The following is a 19884-nucleotide window of genomic DNA, read 5'->3' on the forward strand; positions in this document are numbered from 1 at the left end:
GTGACAGCGTCCTGCAGCCCGTGCGGGGGTCAGCGCAGCCGCGCCACACGCCACACGGCGAGGACCACCACGACGGCCACGACCAGGGCGTACGCGAGGACGACCCGCCAGTCGGGTCTGCGGCCGGAGCCGCGGGCCGGCAGGCCCGGCCAGGTGTAGCCGACGCGACGGGCGGCCATCATGCCCCACCCGGCCGCGCACGAGCAGATCAGCAGGCCCAGCATGGCGATGACGGCCCCGCTGTCGCCGAAGTCGAAGGCGAGCGGGAACGCGAACATCAGGGAGCCGAGTGCCGCGAGGCTCACGATGGGCGCCAGCTGCCAGATCCGGAGCCGGCGCTGCGGGCGCAACTCGACCTCGACCTCGTCGGCGAACATCTCGCCGGGCTCGGGACCGTCGTCCGTCACGCTCTGCGTCTCGTCGGGCCCGTCGGAGCTGAGATGCTCCGCCTCCTGCTCCGGTGCGTTCTGCTCCGGTCCGTTCTGCTCCGACGCGTCCCCGCGCTCCGTCTCATCCCACTCTGCGGTGATGTGATCGGTGCTTCGTGCGGTGTCGCGAGGGCCGGCCTCCATCGCCACGCGCCCTCCCAACCAGGACTCAGTTCGGTCGATCGAAGCTCGATGATGGCACGCCGCCGAAGGACCGGATGACGGCCTGGGCGTCCCGATGCCATGACGTGATCAGGCTGTGACCGGTCGTTCGACCAAGGACAGCGCGAGCTGCGGAAGTTCCGTGAGATCGGCCGCCGCCCCACTCAACCAGTGCACCCGCGGGTCGCGCCTGAACCACGAATCCTGGCGGCGCGCGAAGCGCTTGGTGGCACGCACGGTCTCGGCCCGCGCGTCGTCGAGCGTGTACTCCCCGGCGAGCGCCGCGAGCACCTGCTGGTAGCCGAGCGCGCGCGAGGCCGTACGCCCTTCGCGCAGCCCCTGCGCCTCCAGCGCCCGTACCTCGTCCACGAGGCCCGCGTCCCACATCCGGTCGACCCGGCGCGCGATGCGCTCGTCGAGTTCGGGGCGGGCCACGTCGACGCCGATCTGAAGGGTGTCGTACACCGAGTCGTGGCCGGGGAGATTCGCCGTGAAGGGCCTGCCGGTGATCTCGATCACCTCAAGGGCGCGGACGACCCGGCGGCCGTTGCTCGGCAGGATCGCGCGGGCCGCCTCGGGGTCGGCGGCGGCCAGGCGGGCGTGCAGCGCACCGGAGCCGCGCAGCACGAGTTCCTCCTCCAGACGGGCGCGGACCTCGGGGTCGGTGCCGGGGAACTCCAGGTTGTCCACGGCCCCGCGCACGTACAGTCCGGAACCGCCGACCAGAATCGGCCAGCGCCCCTCGGCCAGCAGCGCCTCGATCCGCTCGCGGGCCAGGCGCTGGTACTCGGCGACGGACGCCGTGACGGTCACGTCCCAGATGTCCAGCAGGTGGTGGGGTACGCCGTCGCGCTCCTCGGGCGTCAGCTTGGCGGTACCGATGTCCATCCCTCGGTAGAGCTGCATGGAGTCGGCGTTGACGACCTCGCCGCCGAGACGCTGGGCCAGGAAGACGCCCAGATCGGACTTTCCGGCCGCAGTCGGTCCGACGACGGCGATGACGCGGGGGGCGGGGGGTGCACTGCTCACCGCCCCAGTCTCGCAAACCTCCAACCGTGGTCTCGAACGAGTTACGTGACGCGACGGACGCGGGGTCGTTGCCCGTTGCGAGGTTCCTGCCGCCGGATCGCAGAGGCGGTGGCCCGGGCCGCGCAAACCGACGCACCGGGCAACGCGGGATTTCGCCCGCACGAGTAACGTATGGAGTAGATATGGGCGTTTTTGCACGACTTCTCCGGCGGTCGAAGGCCACGGCGGAGACGCCTGCAGCCAAGGCTCAGAACGACGCGGCGAAGGCCGGGGGCGAGGCGGAGACGGCCGGGGCGGAGACGGCCGAGGCCGCCCGAACCGCCGAGGCGAAGGGCAACGACGAAGCCCCGGAAGCGGCGGAGCCGGCTGCCGAGCCCACCCCCGAGGTCACCGAGCCCGAGGGCGTCGACATCCCCAAGCAGCAGTCCACCGAGAAGGCGGCCGACAACGAGGCCGGCGAGGGCGCCCGTAAGTGACCGCCCGCTCGAGGGAAGGTGAGCCATGGGTCTCATCGACAACGTGAAAGCCAAGCTGGGCCCGGCCAAGGGCAAGGTCTCCGACCTCGCCCAGCGGCACGAGGGCAAGATCCACCACGGTCTCGACAGGACCGCGCAGGCCGTCGACAAGACGACCAGGGGCAAGTACAGCGACAGGATCCAGTCGGGCACGGGCCGGGCCAAGGGCGCCATGGACCGATTCACGCACCATGGCGACCGGGCACCGGAGAGTGCCGGCACGAGGATGCCCGGCGCGGCCGGCACGACGATGCCGCCCGGCACAGGCCGGACGGCACCACCACGGGACGCGGCTGCCTGGACGGACGCGGCTCCCCCGACGGATGCAGGCAGCACTCCGCCTCCGGAGGCACCACCGCCCACCTCCTGAGCTCGCTTCGGCGCCGAGGGCCGCGGCCGGACCCGGCCCGAGCACGCATCAGCACACCGAAGGACACATCGGCGGACGGCCGCGGAGCACGAGGGCTCCCGGCCGTCCGCCGTTCTCCCGCACCCTGCGGCCACTACGACCGTTCCCGCGGCCCCCCGCCACGCCCCCTTCCCGCACCCTGCGGCCCAGGTCTACGACCAGGCGGCGACGACGTATCCCACGCCGTACGGCGCGTCCTCGTACAGCAGTGAGCCGCCGAGGTCCGCGCCCTCGGCCGCGCCCGCCAGAACCTGCCAGGGAGCCCGGCCGGACACCTTCAGCTCGTGGGCCAGCCCGGTGTCCAGCGTGGTGAGCGCGGCCAGGTCCGCCGCGCCGAGCGCCCGTGCGACCTGCGCGTCGAACGGAGCCGCCCGTTCGTCCAGGTAGCCCGGGGCCTTGAGCGTCCGGCACGCGCTGGCGTCTCCCATCACCAGCAGGGCCACCCTTTCGTCCAAGGCGGCGATGTCCCTTCCGGACCGCACGCACCGCTCGGTCGGGCAGGACTCCCCCACCCCGAATCCCTCGACCGGGGCGTCGGACCACTCGGTCCGCTCCAGGAGCCAGGCGGCCACACCCAGCGAGTACGGCAGCCGCGCTTCCGTGTCCGCGTCCTCGGCCGCGCCCAGCCGAACGTCGAGGTCGACGCCGAAGCCCCGGAAGGACCCCGCCGTTCCCGCCGGGTAGGTCTCGGGCCCGGCACCGCCGACCGGTCCGACGACCACGAGCCGTCCCGGCCGGGCGGCGGCGAGCACCCCCAGCGCGTCCGTGCAGGCGGCCCGCGCGGCATCCAGTTCCGGGGCGGCTCCCGCGGCGACCTCGGGAACCAGGAGGGGCGGGCAGGGGCAGACAGCGGCGGCGACAAGCATGATCGGCAGGGTAGCCCTCAGGGGCCGCTGTCACCGCACAGGGCGGCAGCGGCCCGGCTCAGTCGCAGCCGCACCCGCTCGCCACGGCCGGCAGGGGCTCGGGGGCGCCGATCTTCGGCAGGCCCAGCATCACCCCGACGGGCTTGGCCTTCTCGGCCGCGTTCCGCTTCTCCCAGGCGTCGCCCGCGCGCGTGCGGCGCACGTCCAGCACGGGGCCCTCGGCGAGGAGGTGGTGCGGGGCGGCGTAGGTGATCTCGACCGTGACCACGTCACCGGGGCGGACCTCCTGGTCCGGCTTGGTGAAGTGGACGAGGCGGCTGTCGGGGGCGCGGCCGGACAGGCGGTGGGTGGTGTCGTCCTTGCGGCCCTCGCCCTCGGCGACCATCAGCTCCAGCGTGCGACCGACCTGCTTCTTGTTCTCCTCCCAGGAGATCTCCTCCTGGAGGGCGACGAGCCGCTCGTAGCGCTCCTGGACGACCTTCTTGGGGATCTGGCCGTCCATCTCGGCGGCCGGGGTGCCGGGGCGCTTGGAGTACTGGAAGGTGAAGGCCTGGGCGAAGCGCGCCTCGCGGACCACGTGCAGCGTCTGCACGAAGTCCTCCTCGGTCTCGCCGGGGAAGCCCACGATGATGTCCGTGCTGATCGCGGCGTGCGGGATGGCGGCGCGGACCTTCTCGATGATCCCCAGGAAGCGCTCCTGGCGGTAGGAGCGGCGCATCGCCTTCAGGACCGGGTCGGAGCCGGACTGGAGCGGCATGTGCAGCTGCGGCATCACGTTCGGCGTCTCGGCCATGGCGGCGATGACGTCGTCGGTGAAGTCCCGCGGGTGCGGGGAGGTGAAGCGGACGCGCTCCAGCCCGTCGATCTTCCCGCAGGCGCGCAGCAGCTTGCTGAAGGCCTCGCGGTCGCCGATGTCGGAGCCGTAGGCGTTGACGTTCTGCCCGAGCAGCGTGATCTCGGAGACGCCCTCGGCAACCAGGGCCTCGATCTCGGCGAGGATGTCACCGGGGCGGCGGTCCTTCTCCTTGCCGCGCAGGGCCGGGACGATGCAGAAGGTGCAGGTGTTGTTGCAGCCGACGGAGATGGAGACCCAGGCCGCGTACGCGCTCTCGCGGCGGGTGGGCAGCGTCGAGGGGAACGCCTCCAGCGACTCGGCGATCTCGACCTGCGCCTCGTCCTGCACGCGCGCCCGTTCCAGCAGGACGGGCAGCTTGCCGATGTTGTGCGTACCGAAGACGACGTCCACCCAGGGCGCCCGCTTCACGATGGTGTCGCGGTCCTTCTGAGCGAGGCAGCCGCCGACCGCGATCTGCATGCCGGGGCGGGCCGCCTTCTTCGGTGCGAGGTGGCCGAGGTTGCCGTACAGCTTGTTGTCGGCGTTCTCCCGCACGGCGCAGGTGTTGAAGACGACAACGTCCGCCTCGTCGGCGCCCTCGGGGGCACGGACGTAGCCGGCGTCCTCCAGCAGTCCGGACAACCGCTCGGAGTCGTGGACGTTCATCTGGCACCCGTAGGTGCGTACCTCGTATGTGCGCGTGCCGCCCACTGACTGGCTCCGGTCGATGCTGCTCATGAGGACAAGGGTAGGCGGTCGGCGAACGTGGCCCGGCCGCCTGTGGACAACCTCCGTCCCGGGCTCAGGGTTCGATGAGTCCGGCCCTGATCGCGTACCGGGTCAGCTCCAGGCGGTCGCGCATACCGAGTTTCTGCAGAAGGTTGGCGCGGTGGCGCTCCACGGTCTTGGCGCTGATGAACAGGAGTTCCCCGATCTCCTTCGAGGTGTGGCCCTCGGCGACCAGCTTGAGGATCTCCTCCTCGCGTTCGGTGATGGCCCGCTCCGGCAGGCCGCCGCCCCGGTGCAGCCGCTCCAGGTAGGAGCGGACGAAGGCGCGTTCGGCACCCGGGTAGATGAACGGCTCGTCGCGCACGGCGGCCCGGCAGGCCTCGACCAGGTCGCGGTCGGCGACGGACTTGAGTACGTAGCCGCTGGCCCCGGCCCTGAGCGCCTCGAAGAAGTACTCCTCGTTGTCGTACATCGTCAGGATCAGGATGTGCAGGTCGGGCATCCGGCGGGAGAGCTCCCGGGCCGCTTGGAGGCCGGTCGTGCGGGGCATGGCGATGTCCAGGACGGCGAGGTCCACCGGGGTTTCCCGGGCCTTGGCCACGGCCTCGGCGCCGTCTCCGGCCTCGGCCACGACCGTGAGGTCGGGCTCGCCGTCCAGGATGAGGCGCACACCCCGGCGTACGAGGGTGTGGTCGTCGGCGAGCAGCACACGGATCGGTGTCGGTGTAGCGCAGCACGAGCGCGTTGCCGGCGAGCAGCAGCACCAGACCGCCGATCAGGACGAGGGCCTCGCCCGCGAGGACGGGGGTGGACACGGTGACCGGGCCGAGCAGCAGCGCCGTGGCCACGACCAGGCCGGCGGCGTTGAGCGAGAAGATCCGCCAGAACAACGACACGCTCCTGGGTCCGCTCCTTCCCGCCTTCGCGCAGTGCACCGCACCGTCCGCCCTCTCCGGCGACCGGCCGCTGCGTATATCCGTCACGACACCCATGTCGTCACCGTAGGGCCGGATGGGAGCATGCGGAGTTGACTCGTCCGATGATCGGCACCGTTCATCAGACCGACACAGCACGACAACCAAGACGGACAAGGCCGACAAGGCAGACAAGACGAACAAGGGGAAGCAACGTGTCAGCTCCGCGCCTGAGGGCGACGCCGCTGCCGGGTATCGGGGTCCAGTACGACCTGGAGACGCGGGAACACCGCCATCTGTCGGTGGTGGCGCACCGCGACGGCACGCGCACGGTGAACGTCTACCGGGCCGACGATCCCGACTCGTGCGCACAGTCGTTGAAGCTGACCAGCTCCGAGGCGGGCTCGCTGATCGACGCGCTGAAGCCGTCCCACCACAGCCCGAGCCTGCTGTACACCACGGATCTCGGGCTGGTCGCCGAGCGGATCGAGGTGGCCGCGACCTCGCGCTGGAACGGGCGGGTGCTCGGCGACATGCGGATGCGGACGGAGACGGGCGCGTCGGTGGTGGCCGTGCTGCGCCGGGCCGAGGCGATCCCGTCACCCGCGCCGGACTTCCGGCTGTCGGGCGGCGACACGCTGATCGTCGTCGGCACCCGCGAGGGCGTCGACGCGGCCGCGACCATACTCGGGCGGGAGTGAACCTTTGCACTCCGCGGTTCTGCTCATCGAGTTCGGTTCCATCATTCTCGGCCTCGGCCTGCTCGGCCGGTTCGCCGGCCGGTTCCAGCTCTCGCCGATCCCCCTGTATCTCCTGGCCGGTCTGGCCTTCGGTGAGGGTGGTCTGCTGCCGCTCGGCGCGAGCGAGGAGTTCATCGCCACGGGCGCGGAGATCGGCGTCATCCTGCTGCTGCTGATGCTGGGCCTGGAGTACACGGCGAGCGATCTGGTCTCCAATCTCAAGACCCACTACCCGTCCGGTCTGGTCGACTGCGCCCTCAACGCGCTGCCCGGGGCGGCGGTGGCGCTGCTGCTCGGCTGGGGCCCGGTGGCCGCGGTCGTGCTGGCCGGTGTCACCTGGATCTCGTCGTCCGGCGTGATCGCGAAGGTGCTGGGCGATCTGGGCCGGGTCGGCAACCGGGAGACGCCGGTGATCCTCAGCGTGCTGGTGCTGGAGGATCTGGCGATGGCGGTGTACCTGCCCATCGTCACGGCGTTGGTGGCCGGCGTCGGGCTGATGGCCGGCAGCGTGACCCTGGCGATCGCGCTGGGAGCGGCCGGACTCGTGCTGTTCCTGGCCGTGCGCTACGGCAGGCTCATCTCACGGTTCGTCTCCAGCGACGACCCGGAGAAGCTGCTGCTGGTCGTGCTGGGCCTGACCATCCTGGTCGCGGGTGTCGCGCAGCAGCTCCAGGTGTCGGCGGCGGTCGGGGCCTTCCTGGTGGGCATCGCGCTGTCGGGGGAGGTCGCGGAGGGCGCGCACACCCTGCTGAGCCCCCTGCGTGACCTGTTCGCAGCGGTCTTCTTCGTCTTCTTCGGGCTGCACACCGACCCGTCGAGCATCCCGCCCGTCCTGCTGCCCGCCCTCGGGCTGGCCGTCGTCACCGCGCTGACGAAGATCGCCACCGGGTACTGGGCGGCCCGGCGGGCCGGGATCTCCGTCAAGGGCCGCTGGCGGGCAGGGGGCGCGCTGGTCGCACGCGGAGAGTTCTCGATCGTCATCGCGGGTCTCGCGGTCGCGGCAGGGATCGAACCGTCCCTCGGCCCCCTTGCCACGGCCTATGTGCTGATCCTGGTCGTGCTCGGCCCGCTCACCGCGCGCTACACGGAGCCGGTGGCGACCTGGTGGTCCCGCCGCCGCGAGCCCCACCGCCTGGAGCCCACGCCCCGGGCGGCCGAGGCGGAGGCACCGGTCGCCGACTGAGGAAGGGTGGGCCGGGTGCGCCGGGGGCCGCGCCGGGGCGCAGGGGGCCGGGCCGAGGCGAGGGGGCCGGGCTGAGGAGCAGGGCCCCGGGCCGGGGCGCAGGGCGCCGCGCCGAGGCGTAGGGGGCCGGGCCGGGGCGCAGGGCGCCGCGCCGAGGCGCAGGGCCCCGGGCCGAGGCGCAGGGCGCCCGGGCGCAGGGCGCCAGGCCGAGGCACAGGGGCGTGATCTCTGGGGCGTGCCCCAGGTCAGGCGCCCCCGCCCGGTACCCACCCCTGCCTGCGCAGCACCCCCGGCACGTCCGGTGCCTCGTAGTGTTCGCCCTTGAGGACCTTGCCGTCCTCGCGGCGTGAGACCGAGCCGTCGGGGCCGATCTTCGTCATGTTGGAGCGGTGGATCTCGGCGAGCACCGCGTCGAGGTCGATGCCGTGCACGAGGGCGGTGCCGTACGCGACGTAGACCACGTCCGCCAGCTCGTGGGCGAGCCGGTCGAGCGGCCCTCGCACCGACACCTCGGCGACCTCCGCCGCTTCCTCCGCGAGGAGTTCGCCGCGATGGGCCGCCAGTTCCGGCGAGACCTCCGTCGGCGTGCTGCGGGCGTCCAGGCCGAAGGCGCGGTGGAATTCACGGACCAGGTCAGCGGGCGAAGAGCTCATGGGGGCGACTGTAGTGGCGGGCACGGACACTCCCCCGCCCGGCTTGTGGCCCCCTGCCCTGGTCAGGGGGCCACCCGGCTGGCAGGATCGCCCGCATGTCCAGAACGCTCCCCCGTATCGGCAGACGTCGGGCCCTGCAGGGCGGCGCCGCCTCCCTCGTGGTCCTCGGCCTGCTGATGTGGTGGCTGCGCCCCTGGGCCGAGGAGCCACCGAGCGGGACCATCACGTTCAGCACGGGCACACGCGCGGGGGTCTACCACGAGTACGGCAAGCTCCTGAGCGACGAGATCGACAAGGACATGCCCGACCTGAAGGTGCGGCTGCAGCCCAGTGCCGGTTCGCAGGAGAACGTCGCGGACGTGGCGAGGGGCGACGCGGACTTCGCGATCGCCGCGGCCGACGCCGTCGCCACGTACAAGCTCGGCAGGAACCTGGGCGCCGACCGGCTGCGCGGTGTCGCCCGTCTGTACGACGACTACGTCCAGCTCGTCGTGCCGCCGGACTCGGACATCCGCTCCGTCGCGGACCTGCGGGGCAAGCGCGTGGCCATAGGGCTGCCCGACTCCGGTGTGCGGCTGATAGCGAATGGCGTGCTCAAGGCGGCCGGCATCGACCCGGAGAAGGACATCAAGCCGTCGTCGGACGGCATCGACACCGGACCCAAGCGCCTGGGCCACGGCCTGGACGCGTTCTTCTGGTCGGGCGGCCTGCCCACCGACGGGCTCAGCCGGCCGGCCAAGAAGTCGGCGTCGGCCTTCCGGTTCGTGCCGATCGACGCCACGCTCGTGGCCAGACTGCACGACCAGGGCGGCGCCACGCGCTACTACCGGGCCACGAAGATGCCGGAATCGGCCTACCCCACCATCCAGCGCGGCAAGGCGATACCGACGCTCGCGGTGTCCAACCTGCTGATCACGCGCAGCGACATGGATCCGCGGCTCACCGAGTGGCTGACCCGTACGGTGCTCGACAGCCGGGACCTCATCGGCGCGACCGTCCACTCCGCCCAGCTGGTCGATGTCCGCACGGCGATCTACACCGACCCCCTCAAGCTGCACGTCGGCGCCCAGCGCTACTACCAGTCGGTCAAGCCGTAGCGCCCGGGCGGACCGCGGTCGCGAAACAGTCGCCTTCCCGTCAGGCCGTGGGCGCCGACCTCGGCACCGACACCGTCACCTTCAGTCCGTGCGGCTCATGACGGTCGTACGCGATCGAACCGCCGCCCGCCGCGAGCAGCGCCCGCGAGATGGACAGCCCGAGGCCCGAGCCCTTGATGTTCTGGTGCCGGCCGCTGCGCCAGAAACGGTCACCGACGCGGGCCAGCTCCTCCTCGGTGAGGCCCGGACCCTGGTCGGCCACGACGACGGTGGAGGTGTCGCCGTTGGAGGCGACGGTCACCTCCACGGTCTGCTCCTCGGGCGTGAACTTCACCGCGTTGTCGATGACCGCGTCCAGCGCGCTGGACAGCGCGACCGGGTCGGCCCACGCGGTCGTCGGCGGGCAGTCCCCCACCAGGCGCACGCCCTTGGCCTCGGCGGTCGGAGCCCAGGCCGCAAGACGTTCGGCGGCGAGCTCACCGATGTCGGTGATCCTCAGATCCGCCTCGGTGTGCTCGGCCAGCGCGAGGTCGAGCAGGTCGTCCAGGACCTGCGCGAGGCGCTTGCCCTCGGCCTGGACCGAGGCGATCTCCTGGTTGCCCTCGGGCAGTTCGAACGAGAGCAGCTCGATGCGCAGCAGCAGCGCGGCCAGGGGGTTGCGCAGTTGGTGGGAGGCGTCGGCGACGAAGGCGCGCTGCTGCTCCAGCACGTCCTCGACGTTGTCCGCCATCTCGTTGAACGACCGGGCGAGCCGCTGGAGTTCCGGCGGGCCGCCGGCTGCGGCGACCCGGGACTTGAGCCGGCCGGTGGCGATGTCATGGGTGGTGGCGTCCAGGACGCGCACGGGCTTGAGCACCCAGCCGGTCAGCCGCAGGGCGGCGCCGACGGCCAGCAGCATCGCGGCGAATTCGCCCGCGCCGATGACCAGCCAGCCGTGCAGCGTGCGTGAGCGCAGCTGTCCGGTGGGCGAGTCGGTGACGACGACCGCGACCACGTCGCCGTCCCGGATGACCGGCGAGGCGACCACGAGGTTGCGGCGCTGCCAGGGCCACACCTGCTTCGGGTCATGGCTGCGGCGGCTGAGCTTCGCCTCGGCAAAGGCGTCCCGCACCTCGCCTTCCTGGGGCAGCGACCACTCGGCGGGGGCATGGGCCATGGCCCTGCCGGTGCGGTAGAAGACACCGGACCGGATGCCGTAGACCTCGTAGTAGCTGCGCAGCTCGCTGCTGAGGGTGGCCAGGCGCTCGTTCTCGAAGGCACCGGTGGTGCCGTCGGGCGAGTCGGTGACGAACTGGGCGAGGGCGGCGAAGCGCGCCGTGTCGTCGATCCGGTCGACGACGACCTTCTGCTGCTGGGCGCCGGCGAGGCTGACGGCGAGCGGGATGCCGAGCGCGAGCAGAACGGCCGCCATCAGGACGATGAGCAGCGGAAGCAGACGAGTGCGCACCCGGCCCCGCTACCCGGCAGGCGCGACGAGCCGGTATCCGACTCCGCGTACGGTCTCGATGAGGGCCGGCATGCGCAGCTTGGCGCGCAGGGACGCCACATGCACCTCAAGGGTCCGCCCGGTCCCCTCCCAGCTGGTCTGCCACACCTCACTGATGATCTGCTCCCGGCGGAAGACCACCCCGGGCCGCTGCGCGAGCAGGGCCAGCAGGTCGAACTCCTTGCGGGTCAGCTGGATCACCGACCCGTCCACGCTGACCCGGCGGTTGGGCAGCTCGATGTGCACCGGGCCGAGCCGCAGCTCGGTCTCGATGCCGCTGGAAGTGTCCTCGTGGGAGGTGCGCCGGCTGACCGCGTGGATACGGGCGAGCAGCTCCCCGGTGTCGTAGGGCTTCACCACGTAATCGTCGGCCCCGAGGTTGAGGCCGTGAATGCGGGAGCGCACGTCGGAGCGCGCGGTGACCATGATCACCGGGGTGCTGGTGCGCTTGCGGATCTTGCCGCAGACCTCGTATCCGTCCTGGTCGGGCAGGCCGAGGTCGAGGAGGACGACACCGAAGCAGTCGCCCTCGGGAACGAGTGCCTGGAGGGCCTCCTCACCGCTGCGCGCGTGCGTGACGTCGAACCCGTGCCGTGCCAGAACCGCCGACAGGGCGGCGGCGACGTGGTTGTCGTCCTCGACGAGCAGCAGTCTCATCCGGGCCCCCTTCGGTTCACTGGCCGTACGATCTAGATGTGTACGAAAACGTGTGCACGCGCGCGCGTGCACCTTGTGCAGTCACGCTGATGGATGAGGACGGCGTCAAGAGGGTTCCGGTTGCGGACCGCTTCCGTTACCCGGCTGGTATGAGCGCCGCTCCCAAGTGCTACGACACGTGTCCGATTGCTATCGGATCGTGATGCTCAGATTCCCCTCAGATGTAATGACGCAGGTCGTACGGGGTTACTACTGTCCTCCGAAACCGAGGAGGACGGAGCCTGAGAGCGATGACCGAAGTATCGGTGGCCAAGGAAGATGTGGCCGCGACCGGAGAACTGGTCGTCCTGAAGAGCGTCAACAAGCACTTCGGCGCGTTGCACGTACTCCAGGACATCGACCTGACGATCGCCCGCGGTGAAGTCGTCGTGGTCATCGGACCCTCCGGGTCCGGCAAGTCCACCCTGTGCCGCACCATCAACCGCCTGGAGACGACCGACTCCGGCACGATCACGATCGACGGCAAGCCCCTGCCCGCCGAGGGCAAGGAGCTGGCCAGGCTCCGCGCCGATGTCGGCATGGTCTTCCAGTCCTTCAACCTCTTCGCGCACAAGACCGTGCTCGAGAACGTGATGCTCGGCCAGATCAAGGTCCGCAAGAAGGACAAGAAGGCGGCCGAGGAGCGGGCCCGGGCCCTGCTCGACCGGGTCGGCGTGGGCGCGCAGGCCGAGAAGTACCCGGCGCAGCTCTCCGGCGGCCAGCAGCAGCGCGTCGCCATCGCACGTGCGCTGGCCATGGAGCCGAAGGTGATGCTCTTCGACGAGCCGACCTCCGCGCTCGACCCCGAGATGATCAACGAGGTGCTGGAGGTCATGCAGCAGCTCGCCCGCGACGGTATGACCATGATCGTTGTCACCCATGAGATGGGTTTTGCGCGATCTGCGGCAAACCGCGTGGTGTTCATGGCGGACGGCCGAATCGTCGAGGAGGCTGCGCCCGACCAGTTCTTCAGCAACCCGCGCAGCGACCGTGCCAAGGACTTCCTGTCGAAGATCCTGCACCACTGACGGCGCGGGTCGCATTCGCCACGATCCGCGTCACCCGCAACGACGGTTTTCTCTCTTCACGGCAAAGGATGTTCACCATGAAGCTCCGCAAGGTCTCCGCTGCGGCCGCCACCGCTCTTGTCCTCGCCCTGACCGCCACCGCCTGTGGTGGCGACGACGGCGGTGACTCCAACGGCTCCGGCGGCGACAAGATCAAGATCGGCATCAAGTACGACCAGCCCGGTCTGGGCCTGAAGGAGCCCGACGGTTCCTTCTCCGGCTTCGACGTGGACGTGGCGACGTACGTGGCCAAGGAACTGGGCTACGAGCCCGACCAGATCGAGTGGGTCGAGACGAAGAGCGCCGACCGTGAGAACGCGCTGTCCCGCGGCGACGTGAAGATGATCGCGGCCACGTACTCGATCACCGACGAGCGCAAGCAGAAGGTCGACTTCGCCGGTCCGTACCTGCTGGCCCACCAGGACCTGCTGGTGAAGGCGGACTCGGACATCAAGGAGGGCACCGACCTCAACGGCAAGAAGCTGTGCTCGGTGGCCGGCTCCACCTCGGCTCAGAACGTCAAGGACGAGATCGCGCCGAAGGCCCAGCTCCAGCGGCTCGGCGGTTACTCGGAGTGCATCGCGGGTCTGCAGAGCGGCGCCCTCGACGCCGTGACCACGGACGACTCGATCCTCGCCGGCTTCGCGGCGCAGGAGCAGTACAAGGGTCAGTTCAAGCTCACCGGACTGAAGCTGAGCAACGAGAACTACGGCATCGGTGTGAAGAAGGGCGACACCGAGACCGTGAACAAGATCAACGACGCGCTGGAGAAGATGGTCAGCGACGGCTCCTGGGACAAGGCCGTCACGGAGAACTTCGGGCCGGCGAACTACAAGAACGAGAAGGCCCCGAAGATCGGCCAGATCGTCCAGTAACGCGGAACTCCGCCGACGCAGGATCCCCGCGATCACAGCGGGGATCCGCAGGCGCGCCGCCGCCCCTTGCTTCTCCGGCGGCGGCGCGGCACGTCCGCTGCCCAAGCCACACACCCGGAAGCGCGGGAGATCGTGTTCGACTTTCTATCTGACTATGACGACCCGACCCTGCTGGGTGCCTTCTGGGTCACGGTGCAGCTCACCGTCCTTTCGGCCATCGGATCTCTGATCTGGGGCACCTTGCTGGCGGCCATGCGGGTCAGCCCTGTTCCGCTGATGCGCGGGTTTGGCACCGCCTATGTGAACATCGTCCGCAACATCCCTCTCACCGTCATCATCGTCTTCACCTCGCTCGGCCTGGCCAACATCTTCGGCGTGACAATGGGCGTCCCCGACGACTTCGAGGCCAAGGCATTCCGCCTGGCGGTGCTCGGCCTGGTCGCGTACACCGCAGCCTTCGTCTGCGAGGCGATCCGCTCGGGCATCAACACAGTGCCTGTCGGCCAGGCGGAGGCAGCCCGAGCCATCGGACTGAGTTTCAGCCAGGTCCTGCGGCTCATCGTGTTGCCGCAGGCGTTCCGCTCGGTCATCGGGCCGTTGGCGAACGTGCTGATCGCGCTGACCAAGAACACGACCGTGGCGGCCACGATCGGCGTGGCGGAGGCCGCCCTCCTGATGAAGGACATGATTGAGAACGAGGCTCAGACAGTGCTCATCGGCGCGGTCTTCGCCTTCGGTTTCGTGGTACTGACTCTGCCCACCGGCCTGATCCTCGGTTGGCTGAGCAAGCGACTGGCGGTGAAGCGATGACGTCCGTCCTCTACGACGCCCCCGGCCCCCGGGCCAAGCGGCGCAACGTGCTCTTCTCAGTGGTCTTCTTCGTCCTGCTCGCCCTGCTGCTGTGGTGGGTCTGGCAGACGATGGACGACAAGGGCCAGCTGGAATGGGCCCTGTGGAAGCCGTTCACCACATCCGAAGCATGGACGACGTACCTGCTGCCGGGCCTGGCTGACACTCTGAAAGCCGCAGCCCTCTCCATGGTCATCGCCCTCCCGCTGGGCGCCGTCCTCGGCATCGCACGCATGTCCGACCATCGCTGGGTGCGCATCCCGGCCGGCGCGGTGGTCGAGTTCTTCCGGGCGATCCCGGTGCTGCTCCTGATGCTGTTCGCCAACGAGTTCTACGTCCGCTCCACGGGCATCCCCAGCGACGAGCGGCCCCTGTATGCAGTGGTCACCGGCCTGGTGCTCTACAACGCCTCGGTCCTCGCCGAGGTCGTGCGGGCCGGCATTCTGTCCCTGCCCAAGGGGCAGTCCGAGGCCGCCATGGCGATCGGCCTGCGCAAGGGCCAGACGATGAGCAGCATCCTGCTCCCGCAGGCTGTCACCGCCATGCTGCCCGCCATCGTCAGCCAGCTGGTCGTCATCGTGAAGGACACCGCGCTGGGTGGCGTGATGCTCGGGTTCACCGAGCTCCTCAACACGCGGAGCACCCTCGCGGCCAACTACGCGAACGTCATCCCCAGCTTCATCGTGGTGGCGGTCATCTTCATCATCCTGAACTTCATCCTCACTTCCTTCGCCTCGTGGCTGGAGCGCAGGCTGCGGCGCAGCAAGCGGAGCACGGGTGCTGTTCTCGGGGCCGACAAGGTCGATGACGTGAACGCGGCCGAGGTGGGCGGCACCTACGGCACCGGTGCCGGTGGCACTATCTGACGGCCCGACAGCCTCTCCTGCTGTGGCCCGCCGGGATTCCGGCGGGCCACAGTCGTACCAAGCCAGAAGCCATCCGTTTCCGACCAAACCTGACACCTCATCGAGTGACCAGTGAGTCGCTCGCTAACCTTGATGCGGTGCCATGATCGCCACCAGCCCCTGGTCACTTGACGCAAGCACCGGCAATGGGTTGCATACGTTCTGTGATCGTGCACCCTGCTCCAACTTCCTGTTCACCTACGTCTCTCAGGACACCACCGCGGGCAGGGGGCGCCACGCCGTGGACCCGGTGATCATCGTCGGAGCGGGGCCCGTCGGGCTCACGCTCGCCCTGGCGCTGGCGCGTCAGGAGGTACCGTGCGTCGTCCTCGACGAGGGTCCGGGCAAGGACGAACCCCGCGCGGCGCGCACCGCCGTCCTGCGCGAGGACACCGCCGCCCTCGTGGAACGGCTGACCGGCATGCCCCTCTCCCGGGCCGGTGCGCACTGGGCCGGATGGCGGTCGATGCGGCGCAAGCAGGTGATGCGCGAGGTGGTTTTCGACGGCACCGAGCCCGCCCCCCTGCACATCGCCCAGCACGTACTGACCGGCGCCCTGCGCGCCGCCCTCGCGGGCGAACGGCTCGTCAAGATCGCGGTGGAGAGCCGCCTCGACGGCCTCGAACAGGAGCCCTCGGGCGTCACGGCCCACACCCGCGGCCCCAAGGGCACCTGGTGGCGCGGTAGTTACCTGGTCGGCTGCGACGGCCCCCGCTCGACCGTGCGCAAGATCCAGGACATCCGCTTCCCGGGCCGTACGGCGGTGGAACGTCACGCCGTCGCCGCGCTCCGTACGGAACTGCCCTGGCACGACGAGGCGTTGCTGCACCGCCTGCCGCCGTGGCGCATGTCCGGGCCCTCGGCCGGCGAGGTCACGGCACGTCCGCTGCCGGACGGCGTCTGGCGCCTGGACTGGCTCCTGCCGCCGGGCAAGGACCTGGTCACCCCCGAACTGCTGCTCACCCGGATCCGGGAGACCCTGGCCGGCTGGGAGGGCGGCACGACCCCGCCGTACGAGCTGCTGGACACCGGTGTCCACACCGTCCACCACCGGCTGGCCCGCCGCTGGCGCGCCGACCGCGTGTTCCTCGCCGGGGACGCCGCCCACCTGCTCGGCGCGTTGGGCACGCACGGGCTGGACGAGGGCCTGCGGGACGCCGACAACCTCGCCTGGAAGCTCGCCCTGGCCTGGCACCACGGGCCGCACGAGGCGCTTCTCGACAGCTACCAGACGGAACGCCGGGCGGTCGTCGCCGCCCGGCTCCGCGCCGCCGACCAGGCACTGCCGTTGCTGCGCGGCGGTGGCGGGCTGCGGGCCGTCGTCCCCGGTTCGTCCCGGGGCCACGACGCCCTGCTCACCGAGGGGCACTTGGGGCACGGCCAGCTCGGCGCGCCGGGGACGTACTTCGATTCACCGCTCGCACCCCGATCCCTCGAAGGAGAGGTCCCGGTCGACACCCCATTCGGTGCACCCGTCACCGACGTACGGGTCACCGCGGAGGACGGCACCTTCGTGCGGCTGCGGGACCGGCTCGGCCGCGGTGCGCTGCTCGTGGTGCTGATCGCACCGGGCACAGGTGTCTGGGAGCGCAGGCACTGGGTCAGCGCGGGCATCATGCCGCAGCTCGCGGCGGCGGTCACGGCACTGCCGCACCCCGCCGAGCTGCTCGTCGCCGAGAGCTACCCGGGTGCGGCCGCGCACACTGTGCTGCTGGTGCGTCCCGACGGGCACCTCGTCACCGCGCTGGGCGGAGTGCGCCCGGCCGATCTGTACGCCGCGGCGGAGGCCACGGTGGGTGGGCCGGTGAAGGCGCAGGCAGAGGCCGGTGCATCGGCCGGTTCACGCTGAAGCCGGCCTGGGGGGTACGCCCTGGGAGATGTGCTCACGTCACATAGGCCGGTGCTTCGGCCGGTTCACGCTGGAACCGGCCTGGGGGTACGCCCTGGGGGATGTGCTCACGTCACATAGGCCGGCGCATCGGCCGGTTCACGCTGAAACCGGCCTGGGGGTACGCCCTGGGGGATGTGTTCACGTCACATAGGCCCGGTGCTTCGGCCGGTTCACGGTGCGGCCGGCCCCGGTGGCAGGTCCCGGGGTGTTGTGCTCACTGTCACAGTGCGTCCGCATGGTGACAGTGAGTTGACCCGTCCGGGCGGCCGTGGTGTACTCCGGTTCGTGACCGACACCTGTGTGCGCCTGTGGCGGAGGGTCCATATGGACCTCCTCCGTTATGCGGGCTGCGTGTGTCGCCCGTCCTGCTGATTTCGCATTCCTCTTCTTCTGTGCGCGCGCCGCGCTCTGTCCGTCGGCTGCCGCGCCTCGCTCGCGAACCCTCATCAGGACCTTCAGGACGGCACCCGTGTCTGTATCCCCTTCTGCCACCCCTCCTGCCACGCCCTCCGTCTCCACCGTTCCGGCTCCCACCCAGGCCGACCTCTATGACTTCGTCCGGCGCACGGCCGCCGACACCGAGCTGATCGACTCCCTGCCGCTCGACCCCGAGGGCCGCACCTGGGTGCGGCTGGACGGGCCCGGCGGCAGCGAAGCATGGCTGATCGGCTGGCCGCCCGGCACGGGCACCGGCTGGCACGACCACGCCGACTCGGTCGGCGCCTTTCTGACCGCCTCGGGCGAGCTCAAGGAGAACTCGCTCGCGGCTCGGCTGCCCACCGACGGCTGGAAGACCCTGGAACTCACCGACGACGTGGACCGGGAACGCCGGCTGCGGGCCGGCCAGGGCCGGGCCTTCGGCCGACACCACGTCCACGAGGTGCTCAACGAGTCCCCCGACCGGCACGCGATCTCCGTCCACGCCTACTACCCGCCTCTGCCGCAGATCCGCCGCTACAGCCGCAGCGGCCCCCTCCTGCGACTCGAGCAGGTCGAGCGTCCGGAGGACTGGCAGTGAGCGCCGCACCGGGGCCGACACCCCACGACACCCGACCGCCGGTCGGTATCGACGAGTTGCTGGACCGTGTCCGGTCGGGCTACGAGCGGATCGAACCGCAGGATGCGTACGAGGCTGCCCAGGCCGGCGACGCACTCCTGGTCGACATCCGCTACGCCGCCCTGCGCGATCGGGACGGCCTCATCCCCGGCGCCCTGGTCGTCGAGCGCAACGAACTGGAATGGCGCCTCGACCCCCAGGGCAGCCACCGCCTCCCCGAGGCCACGAGCCACGCCCTGCGCATCGTCGTGATCTGCAACGAGGGCTACGCGTCCAGCCTGGCGGCCCAGTCCTTGCACCAGCTGGGCCTGCACCGGGCCACGGACCTGGTCGGGGGGTTCCAGGCGTGGCGGGGGGCGGGGTTGCCGGTGGAGTGAGAGCGAGGGCGGCATTGTCGCGGGGCGGTGTGTACGGGGTTGCACCTTCCGTAGCGGCATGTGGTCCGGTGGACTTACGTCCCGGTCCCTTGAGGAAAGGTCCCTGCTCATGTCCTTCATGCCACCTCGCCAGGTCAAGATCGGTGACGCGGCGGCCTTCGCCGGCACAACGCCGCGGGCGATTCGCCATTACCACGAGATCGGCCTGCTCCCGGAGGCTGAGCGGGGCGGCGATGACCGCCGCCGCTACGGGTACGAGGACATGATCCGACTGCTGTGGATTCGCAAGATGGCCGACGCCGGGATCGCCCTGGACGACATCCGTGACGCCTTCACCACCGGCACGGCTTCCGCTGGTGCGGACAGCGGAGACGGTATCGCGGGCATCCTGGAGCGGCTGGAGGAAACCCTCGCCGAGCAGGAGGCGGAATTGCGGCGGCAGCGGACCGTTGTGCAGCGGATGCGCACCGAAGGCAGCCGGATGGGCCTGCTCTCCGACTTCGTCACCGACCGTCTCAAGAGCCTGCCCGAGGGCTCCCTGCGTCAGGCGGACCTGGACAGTCTGCTGGTCACTGAGCGGATCTTCGGCCCGCTCGGCGCGGCCGTCCAGACCACCCGCTTCGTCGTCCTGGCTACGCATCCCACTCTGCGGGAGGACTCCGACCGCATCGATGACGCCGAGGAGGCACTCGATGACAGCGTCGCCGTCGATGATCCGCGGGTGGCTCAGGTGGCCGTCGAGCGGCACGCCTTCGAAAGCGCCCTGCAGGCCGCCATCGAGGAGTCCGGCCTGGGGAAGGACGACGATGCCCTCTTCGACGCCTGGGACACTTTGCACCCTGCTACCGCCGATGACGGCGAGGACGAGGCCGACCTCAGCCCTGACAGGCGGGAGGCCGGCTCCATGAGCGTGTTCGAAGCCATCGGCAAGATGCCCTACGACTTCTCCCCAGCCCGCCTGCGCTGTATGGAACTGGCCGAAGAACTGTCCGCCCAAGAGCCACCTGCTACCTCAAACACGGCCCTCTAAGAGCTGTCCCGTAACTGGACGGTGCCCCCTTGCCGATCCCGGATCGGACCGTGTCAGTGGCTAGTGACAGGATCGAGGGGTGCTGATCAAG

Annotated in this window: 23 protein-coding genes; 15 read left to right on the forward strand and 8 right to left on the reverse strand. The window is 70.4% G+C overall.

Annotated elements, in window-relative coordinates; all coding sequences use genetic code 11:
* Window positions 1–29: 29 nt before the first annotated feature.
* Together ACZ7EG_RS37055 and miaA are read right to left on the reverse strand one after the other, a co-directional pair.
* Complete coding sequence (locus ACZ7EG_RS37055) at window positions 30–572, reverse strand: hypothetical protein (RefSeq protein ID WP_471088806.1); 543 nt, start codon at window positions 570–572, stop codon at window positions 30–32.
* Window positions 573–680: 108 nt separating this feature from the next.
* Window positions 681–1619: a tRNA (adenosine(37)-N6)-dimethylallyltransferase MiaA gene (miaA, locus tag ACZ7EG_RS37060; RefSeq protein ID WP_471088764.1), complete on the reverse strand. Its 939-nt coding sequence runs from the start codon at window positions 1617–1619 to the stop codon at window positions 681–683.
* A gap of 182 nt (window positions 1620–1801) precedes the next feature.
* On the opposite strand from miaA, the gene ACZ7EG_RS37065 reads away from it, so the two are divergent.
* Both ACZ7EG_RS37065 and ACZ7EG_RS37070 read left to right on the forward strand, forming a co-directional pair.
* Complete coding sequence (locus ACZ7EG_RS37065; RefSeq protein WP_471088766.1) at window positions 1802–2095, forward strand: hypothetical protein; 294 nt, start codon at window positions 1802–1804, stop codon at window positions 2093–2095.
* A gap of 25 nt (window positions 2096–2120) precedes the next feature.
* Window positions 2121–2504, forward strand: a complete 384-nt coding sequence (locus ACZ7EG_RS37070) for an antitoxin (RefSeq protein WP_471088768.1) — start codon at window positions 2121–2123, stop codon at window positions 2502–2504.
* A gap of 191 nt (window positions 2505–2695) precedes the next feature.
* On the opposite strand, the gene ACZ7EG_RS37075 is transcribed toward ACZ7EG_RS37070, so the two are convergent.
* The 3 genes from ACZ7EG_RS37075 to ACZ7EG_RS37085 all read right to left on the reverse strand — a co-directional run bounded on the left by ACZ7EG_RS37075 (window position 2696) and on the right by ACZ7EG_RS37085 (window position 5682).
* Complete coding sequence (locus tag ACZ7EG_RS37075) at window positions 2696–3409, reverse strand: class III extradiol dioxygenase subunit B-like domain-containing protein (RefSeq protein ID WP_471088770.1); 714 nt, start codon at window positions 3407–3409, stop codon at window positions 2696–2698.
* 58 nt (window positions 3410–3467) lie between these two features.
* Window positions 3468–4982 carry a tRNA (N6-isopentenyl adenosine(37)-C2)-methylthiotransferase MiaB gene (gene miaB, locus ACZ7EG_RS37080; protein WP_471088772.1) on the reverse strand — a complete coding sequence of 505 codons (1515 nt, stop codon included), beginning with the start codon at window positions 4980–4982 and terminating at the stop codon, window positions 3468–3470.
* A gap of 64 nt (window positions 4983–5046) precedes the next feature.
* Entirely contained in the window at window positions 5047–5682 is a 636-nt protein-coding gene (locus tag ACZ7EG_RS37085; protein WP_471088774.1) for a response regulator transcription factor, read from the reverse strand.
* 131 nt (window positions 5683–5813) lie between these two features.
* Here ACZ7EG_RS37085 and ACZ7EG_RS37090 point away from each other — a divergent pair, with 131 nt between their 5' ends.
* The 3 genes from ACZ7EG_RS37090 (at window position 5814) to ACZ7EG_RS37100 (ending at window position 7810) form a co-directional block, all read left to right on the forward strand.
* Window positions 5814–5978 carry a hypothetical protein gene (locus ACZ7EG_RS37090; RefSeq protein WP_471088776.1) on the forward strand — a complete coding sequence of 55 codons (165 nt, stop codon included), beginning with the start codon at window positions 5814–5816 and terminating at the stop codon, window positions 5976–5978.
* 124 nt (window positions 5979–6102) lie between these two features.
* Entirely contained in the window at window positions 6103–6588 is a 486-nt protein-coding gene (locus tag ACZ7EG_RS37095; RefSeq protein WP_471088778.1) for a cation:proton antiporter regulatory subunit, read from the forward strand.
* A gap of 4 nt (window positions 6589–6592) precedes the next feature.
* On the forward strand, window positions 6593–7810 hold the full coding sequence (locus ACZ7EG_RS37100; RefSeq protein ID WP_471088780.1) for a cation:proton antiporter: 1218 nt from the start codon (window positions 6593–6595) through the stop codon (window positions 7808–7810).
* Between the two features lie 245 nt (window positions 7811–8055).
* Here the strand turns inward: ACZ7EG_RS37100 and ACZ7EG_RS37105 are convergent, their stop codons facing one another.
* Window positions 8056–8463: a pyrophosphohydrolase domain-containing protein gene (locus tag ACZ7EG_RS37105; protein ID WP_104781302.1), complete on the reverse strand. Its 408-nt coding sequence runs from the start codon at window positions 8461–8463 to the stop codon at window positions 8056–8058.
* 95 nt (window positions 8464–8558) lie between these two features.
* Between ACZ7EG_RS37105 and ACZ7EG_RS37110 the strand changes: the two genes are divergently transcribed.
* The gene (locus ACZ7EG_RS37110; RefSeq protein WP_471088782.1) at window positions 8559–9560 is read left to right on the forward strand and encodes a TAXI family TRAP transporter solute-binding subunit; all 1002 of its coding nucleotides are present in this window, start codon (window positions 8559–8561) and stop codon (window positions 9558–9560) included.
* A gap of 40 nt (window positions 9561–9600) precedes the next feature.
* Here the strand turns inward: ACZ7EG_RS37110 and ACZ7EG_RS37115 are convergent, their stop codons facing one another.
* Window positions 9601–11007 carry a sensor histidine kinase gene (locus tag ACZ7EG_RS37115; RefSeq protein ID WP_471088784.1) on the reverse strand — a complete coding sequence of 469 codons (1407 nt, stop codon included), beginning with the start codon at window positions 11005–11007 and terminating at the stop codon, window positions 9601–9603.
* A 9-nt stretch (window positions 11008–11016) separates the two neighbouring features.
* Window positions 11017–11703, reverse strand: coding sequence for a response regulator transcription factor (locus tag ACZ7EG_RS37120; protein ID WP_184850680.1), 687 nt, complete (start codon window positions 11701–11703; stop codon window positions 11017–11019).
* 290 nt (window positions 11704–11993) lie between these two features.
* Between ACZ7EG_RS37120 and ACZ7EG_RS37125 the strand changes: the two genes are divergently transcribed.
* The 9 genes from ACZ7EG_RS37125 to ACZ7EG_RS37165 all read left to right on the forward strand — a co-directional run bounded on the left by ACZ7EG_RS37125 (window position 11994) and on the right by ACZ7EG_RS37165 (window position 19793).
* A complete protein-coding gene (locus ACZ7EG_RS37125) occupies window positions 11994–12770 on the forward strand; it encodes an amino acid ABC transporter ATP-binding protein (RefSeq protein ID WP_471088787.1) in 777 nt (258 codons plus the stop codon).
* A 77-nt stretch (window positions 12771–12847) separates the two neighbouring features.
* Window positions 12848–13684, forward strand: coding sequence for a glutamate ABC transporter substrate-binding protein (locus ACZ7EG_RS37130; RefSeq protein ID WP_471088789.1), 837 nt, complete (start codon window positions 12848–12850; stop codon window positions 13682–13684).
* A gap of 132 nt (window positions 13685–13816) precedes the next feature.
* Complete coding sequence (locus tag ACZ7EG_RS37135; protein WP_471088791.1) at window positions 13817–14494, forward strand: amino acid ABC transporter permease; 678 nt, start codon at window positions 13817–13819, stop codon at window positions 14492–14494.
* Entirely contained in the window at window positions 14491–15399 is a 909-nt protein-coding gene (locus tag ACZ7EG_RS37140) for an amino acid ABC transporter permease (protein WP_471088793.1), read from the forward strand. Before ACZ7EG_RS37135 ends, ACZ7EG_RS37140 begins: the two co-directional genes overlap by 4 nt.
* 280 nt (window positions 15400–15679) lie before the next feature.
* Entirely contained in the window at window positions 15680–17287 is a 1608-nt protein-coding gene (locus ACZ7EG_RS37145) for an FAD-dependent monooxygenase (RefSeq protein WP_471088795.1), read from the forward strand.
* 174 nt (window positions 17288–17461) lie between these two features.
* Window positions 17462–17701 carry a putative leader peptide gene (locus ACZ7EG_RS37150; protein WP_471088797.1) on the forward strand — a complete coding sequence of 80 codons (240 nt, stop codon included), beginning with the start codon at window positions 17462–17464 and terminating at the stop codon, window positions 17699–17701.
* A gap of 97 nt (window positions 17702–17798) precedes the next feature.
* Window positions 17799–18347: a cupin domain-containing protein gene (locus ACZ7EG_RS37155; RefSeq protein WP_471088798.1), complete on the forward strand. Its 549-nt coding sequence runs from the start codon at window positions 17799–17801 to the stop codon at window positions 18345–18347.
* Window positions 18338–18763 (forward strand): rhodanese-like domain-containing protein, encoded by a 426-nt coding sequence (locus ACZ7EG_RS37160; RefSeq protein WP_471088808.1) that lies wholly within the window; start codon window positions 18338–18340, stop codon window positions 18761–18763. Before ACZ7EG_RS37155 ends, ACZ7EG_RS37160 begins: the two co-directional genes overlap by 10 nt.
* 103 nt (window positions 18764–18866) lie before the next feature.
* Complete coding sequence (locus tag ACZ7EG_RS37165; RefSeq protein ID WP_471088810.1) at window positions 18867–19793, forward strand: MerR family transcriptional regulator; 927 nt, start codon at window positions 18867–18869, stop codon at window positions 19791–19793.
* Window positions 19794–19884 lie beyond the last annotated feature (91 nt).

It is taken from the genome of Streptomyces sp. NPDC037100 (assembly GCF_055606225.1).

Coding starts and splice junctions, on each gene's coding strand:
- ACZ7EG_RS37110 (WP_471088782.1), top strand. CDS start 8,559: ATGTCCAGAACGCTCCCCCGTATCGGCAGACGTCGGGCCCTGCAGGGC.
- ACZ7EG_RS37065 (WP_471088766.1), top strand. CDS start 1,802: ATGGGCGTTTTTGCACGACTTCTCCGGCGGTCGAAGGCCACGGCGGAG.
- ACZ7EG_RS37075 (WP_471088770.1), bottom strand. CDS start 3,409: ATGCTTGTCGCCGCCGCTGTCTGCCCCTGCCCGCCCCTCCTGGTTCCC.
- ACZ7EG_RS37120 (WP_184850680.1), bottom strand. CDS start 11,703: ATGAGACTGCTGCTCGTCGAGGACGACAACCACGTCGCCGCCGCCCTG.
- ACZ7EG_RS37055 (WP_471088806.1), bottom strand. CDS start 572: ATGGAGGCCGGCCCTCGCGACACCGCACGAAGCACCGATCACATCACC.
- ACZ7EG_RS37105 (WP_104781302.1), bottom strand. CDS start 8,463: ATGAGCTCTTCGCCCGCTGACCTGGTCCGTGAATTCCACCGCGCCTTC.
- ACZ7EG_RS37125 (WP_471088787.1), top strand. CDS start 11,994: ATGACCGAAGTATCGGTGGCCAAGGAAGATGTGGCCGCGACCGGAGAA.
- ACZ7EG_RS37130 (WP_471088789.1), top strand. CDS start 12,848: ATGAAGCTCCGCAAGGTCTCCGCTGCGGCCGCCACCGCTCTTGTCCTC.
- ACZ7EG_RS37150 (WP_471088797.1), top strand. CDS start 17,462: ATGTGTTCACGTCACATAGGCCCGGTGCTTCGGCCGGTTCACGGTGCG.
- miaB (WP_471088772.1), bottom strand. CDS start 4,982: ATGAGCAGCATCGACCGGAGCCAGTCAGTGGGCGGCACGCGCACATAC.
- ACZ7EG_RS37140 (WP_471088793.1), top strand. CDS start 14,491: ATGACGTCCGTCCTCTACGACGCCCCCGGCCCCCGGGCCAAGCGGCGC.
- ACZ7EG_RS37070 (WP_471088768.1), top strand. CDS start 2,121: ATGGGTCTCATCGACAACGTGAAAGCCAAGCTGGGCCCGGCCAAGGGC.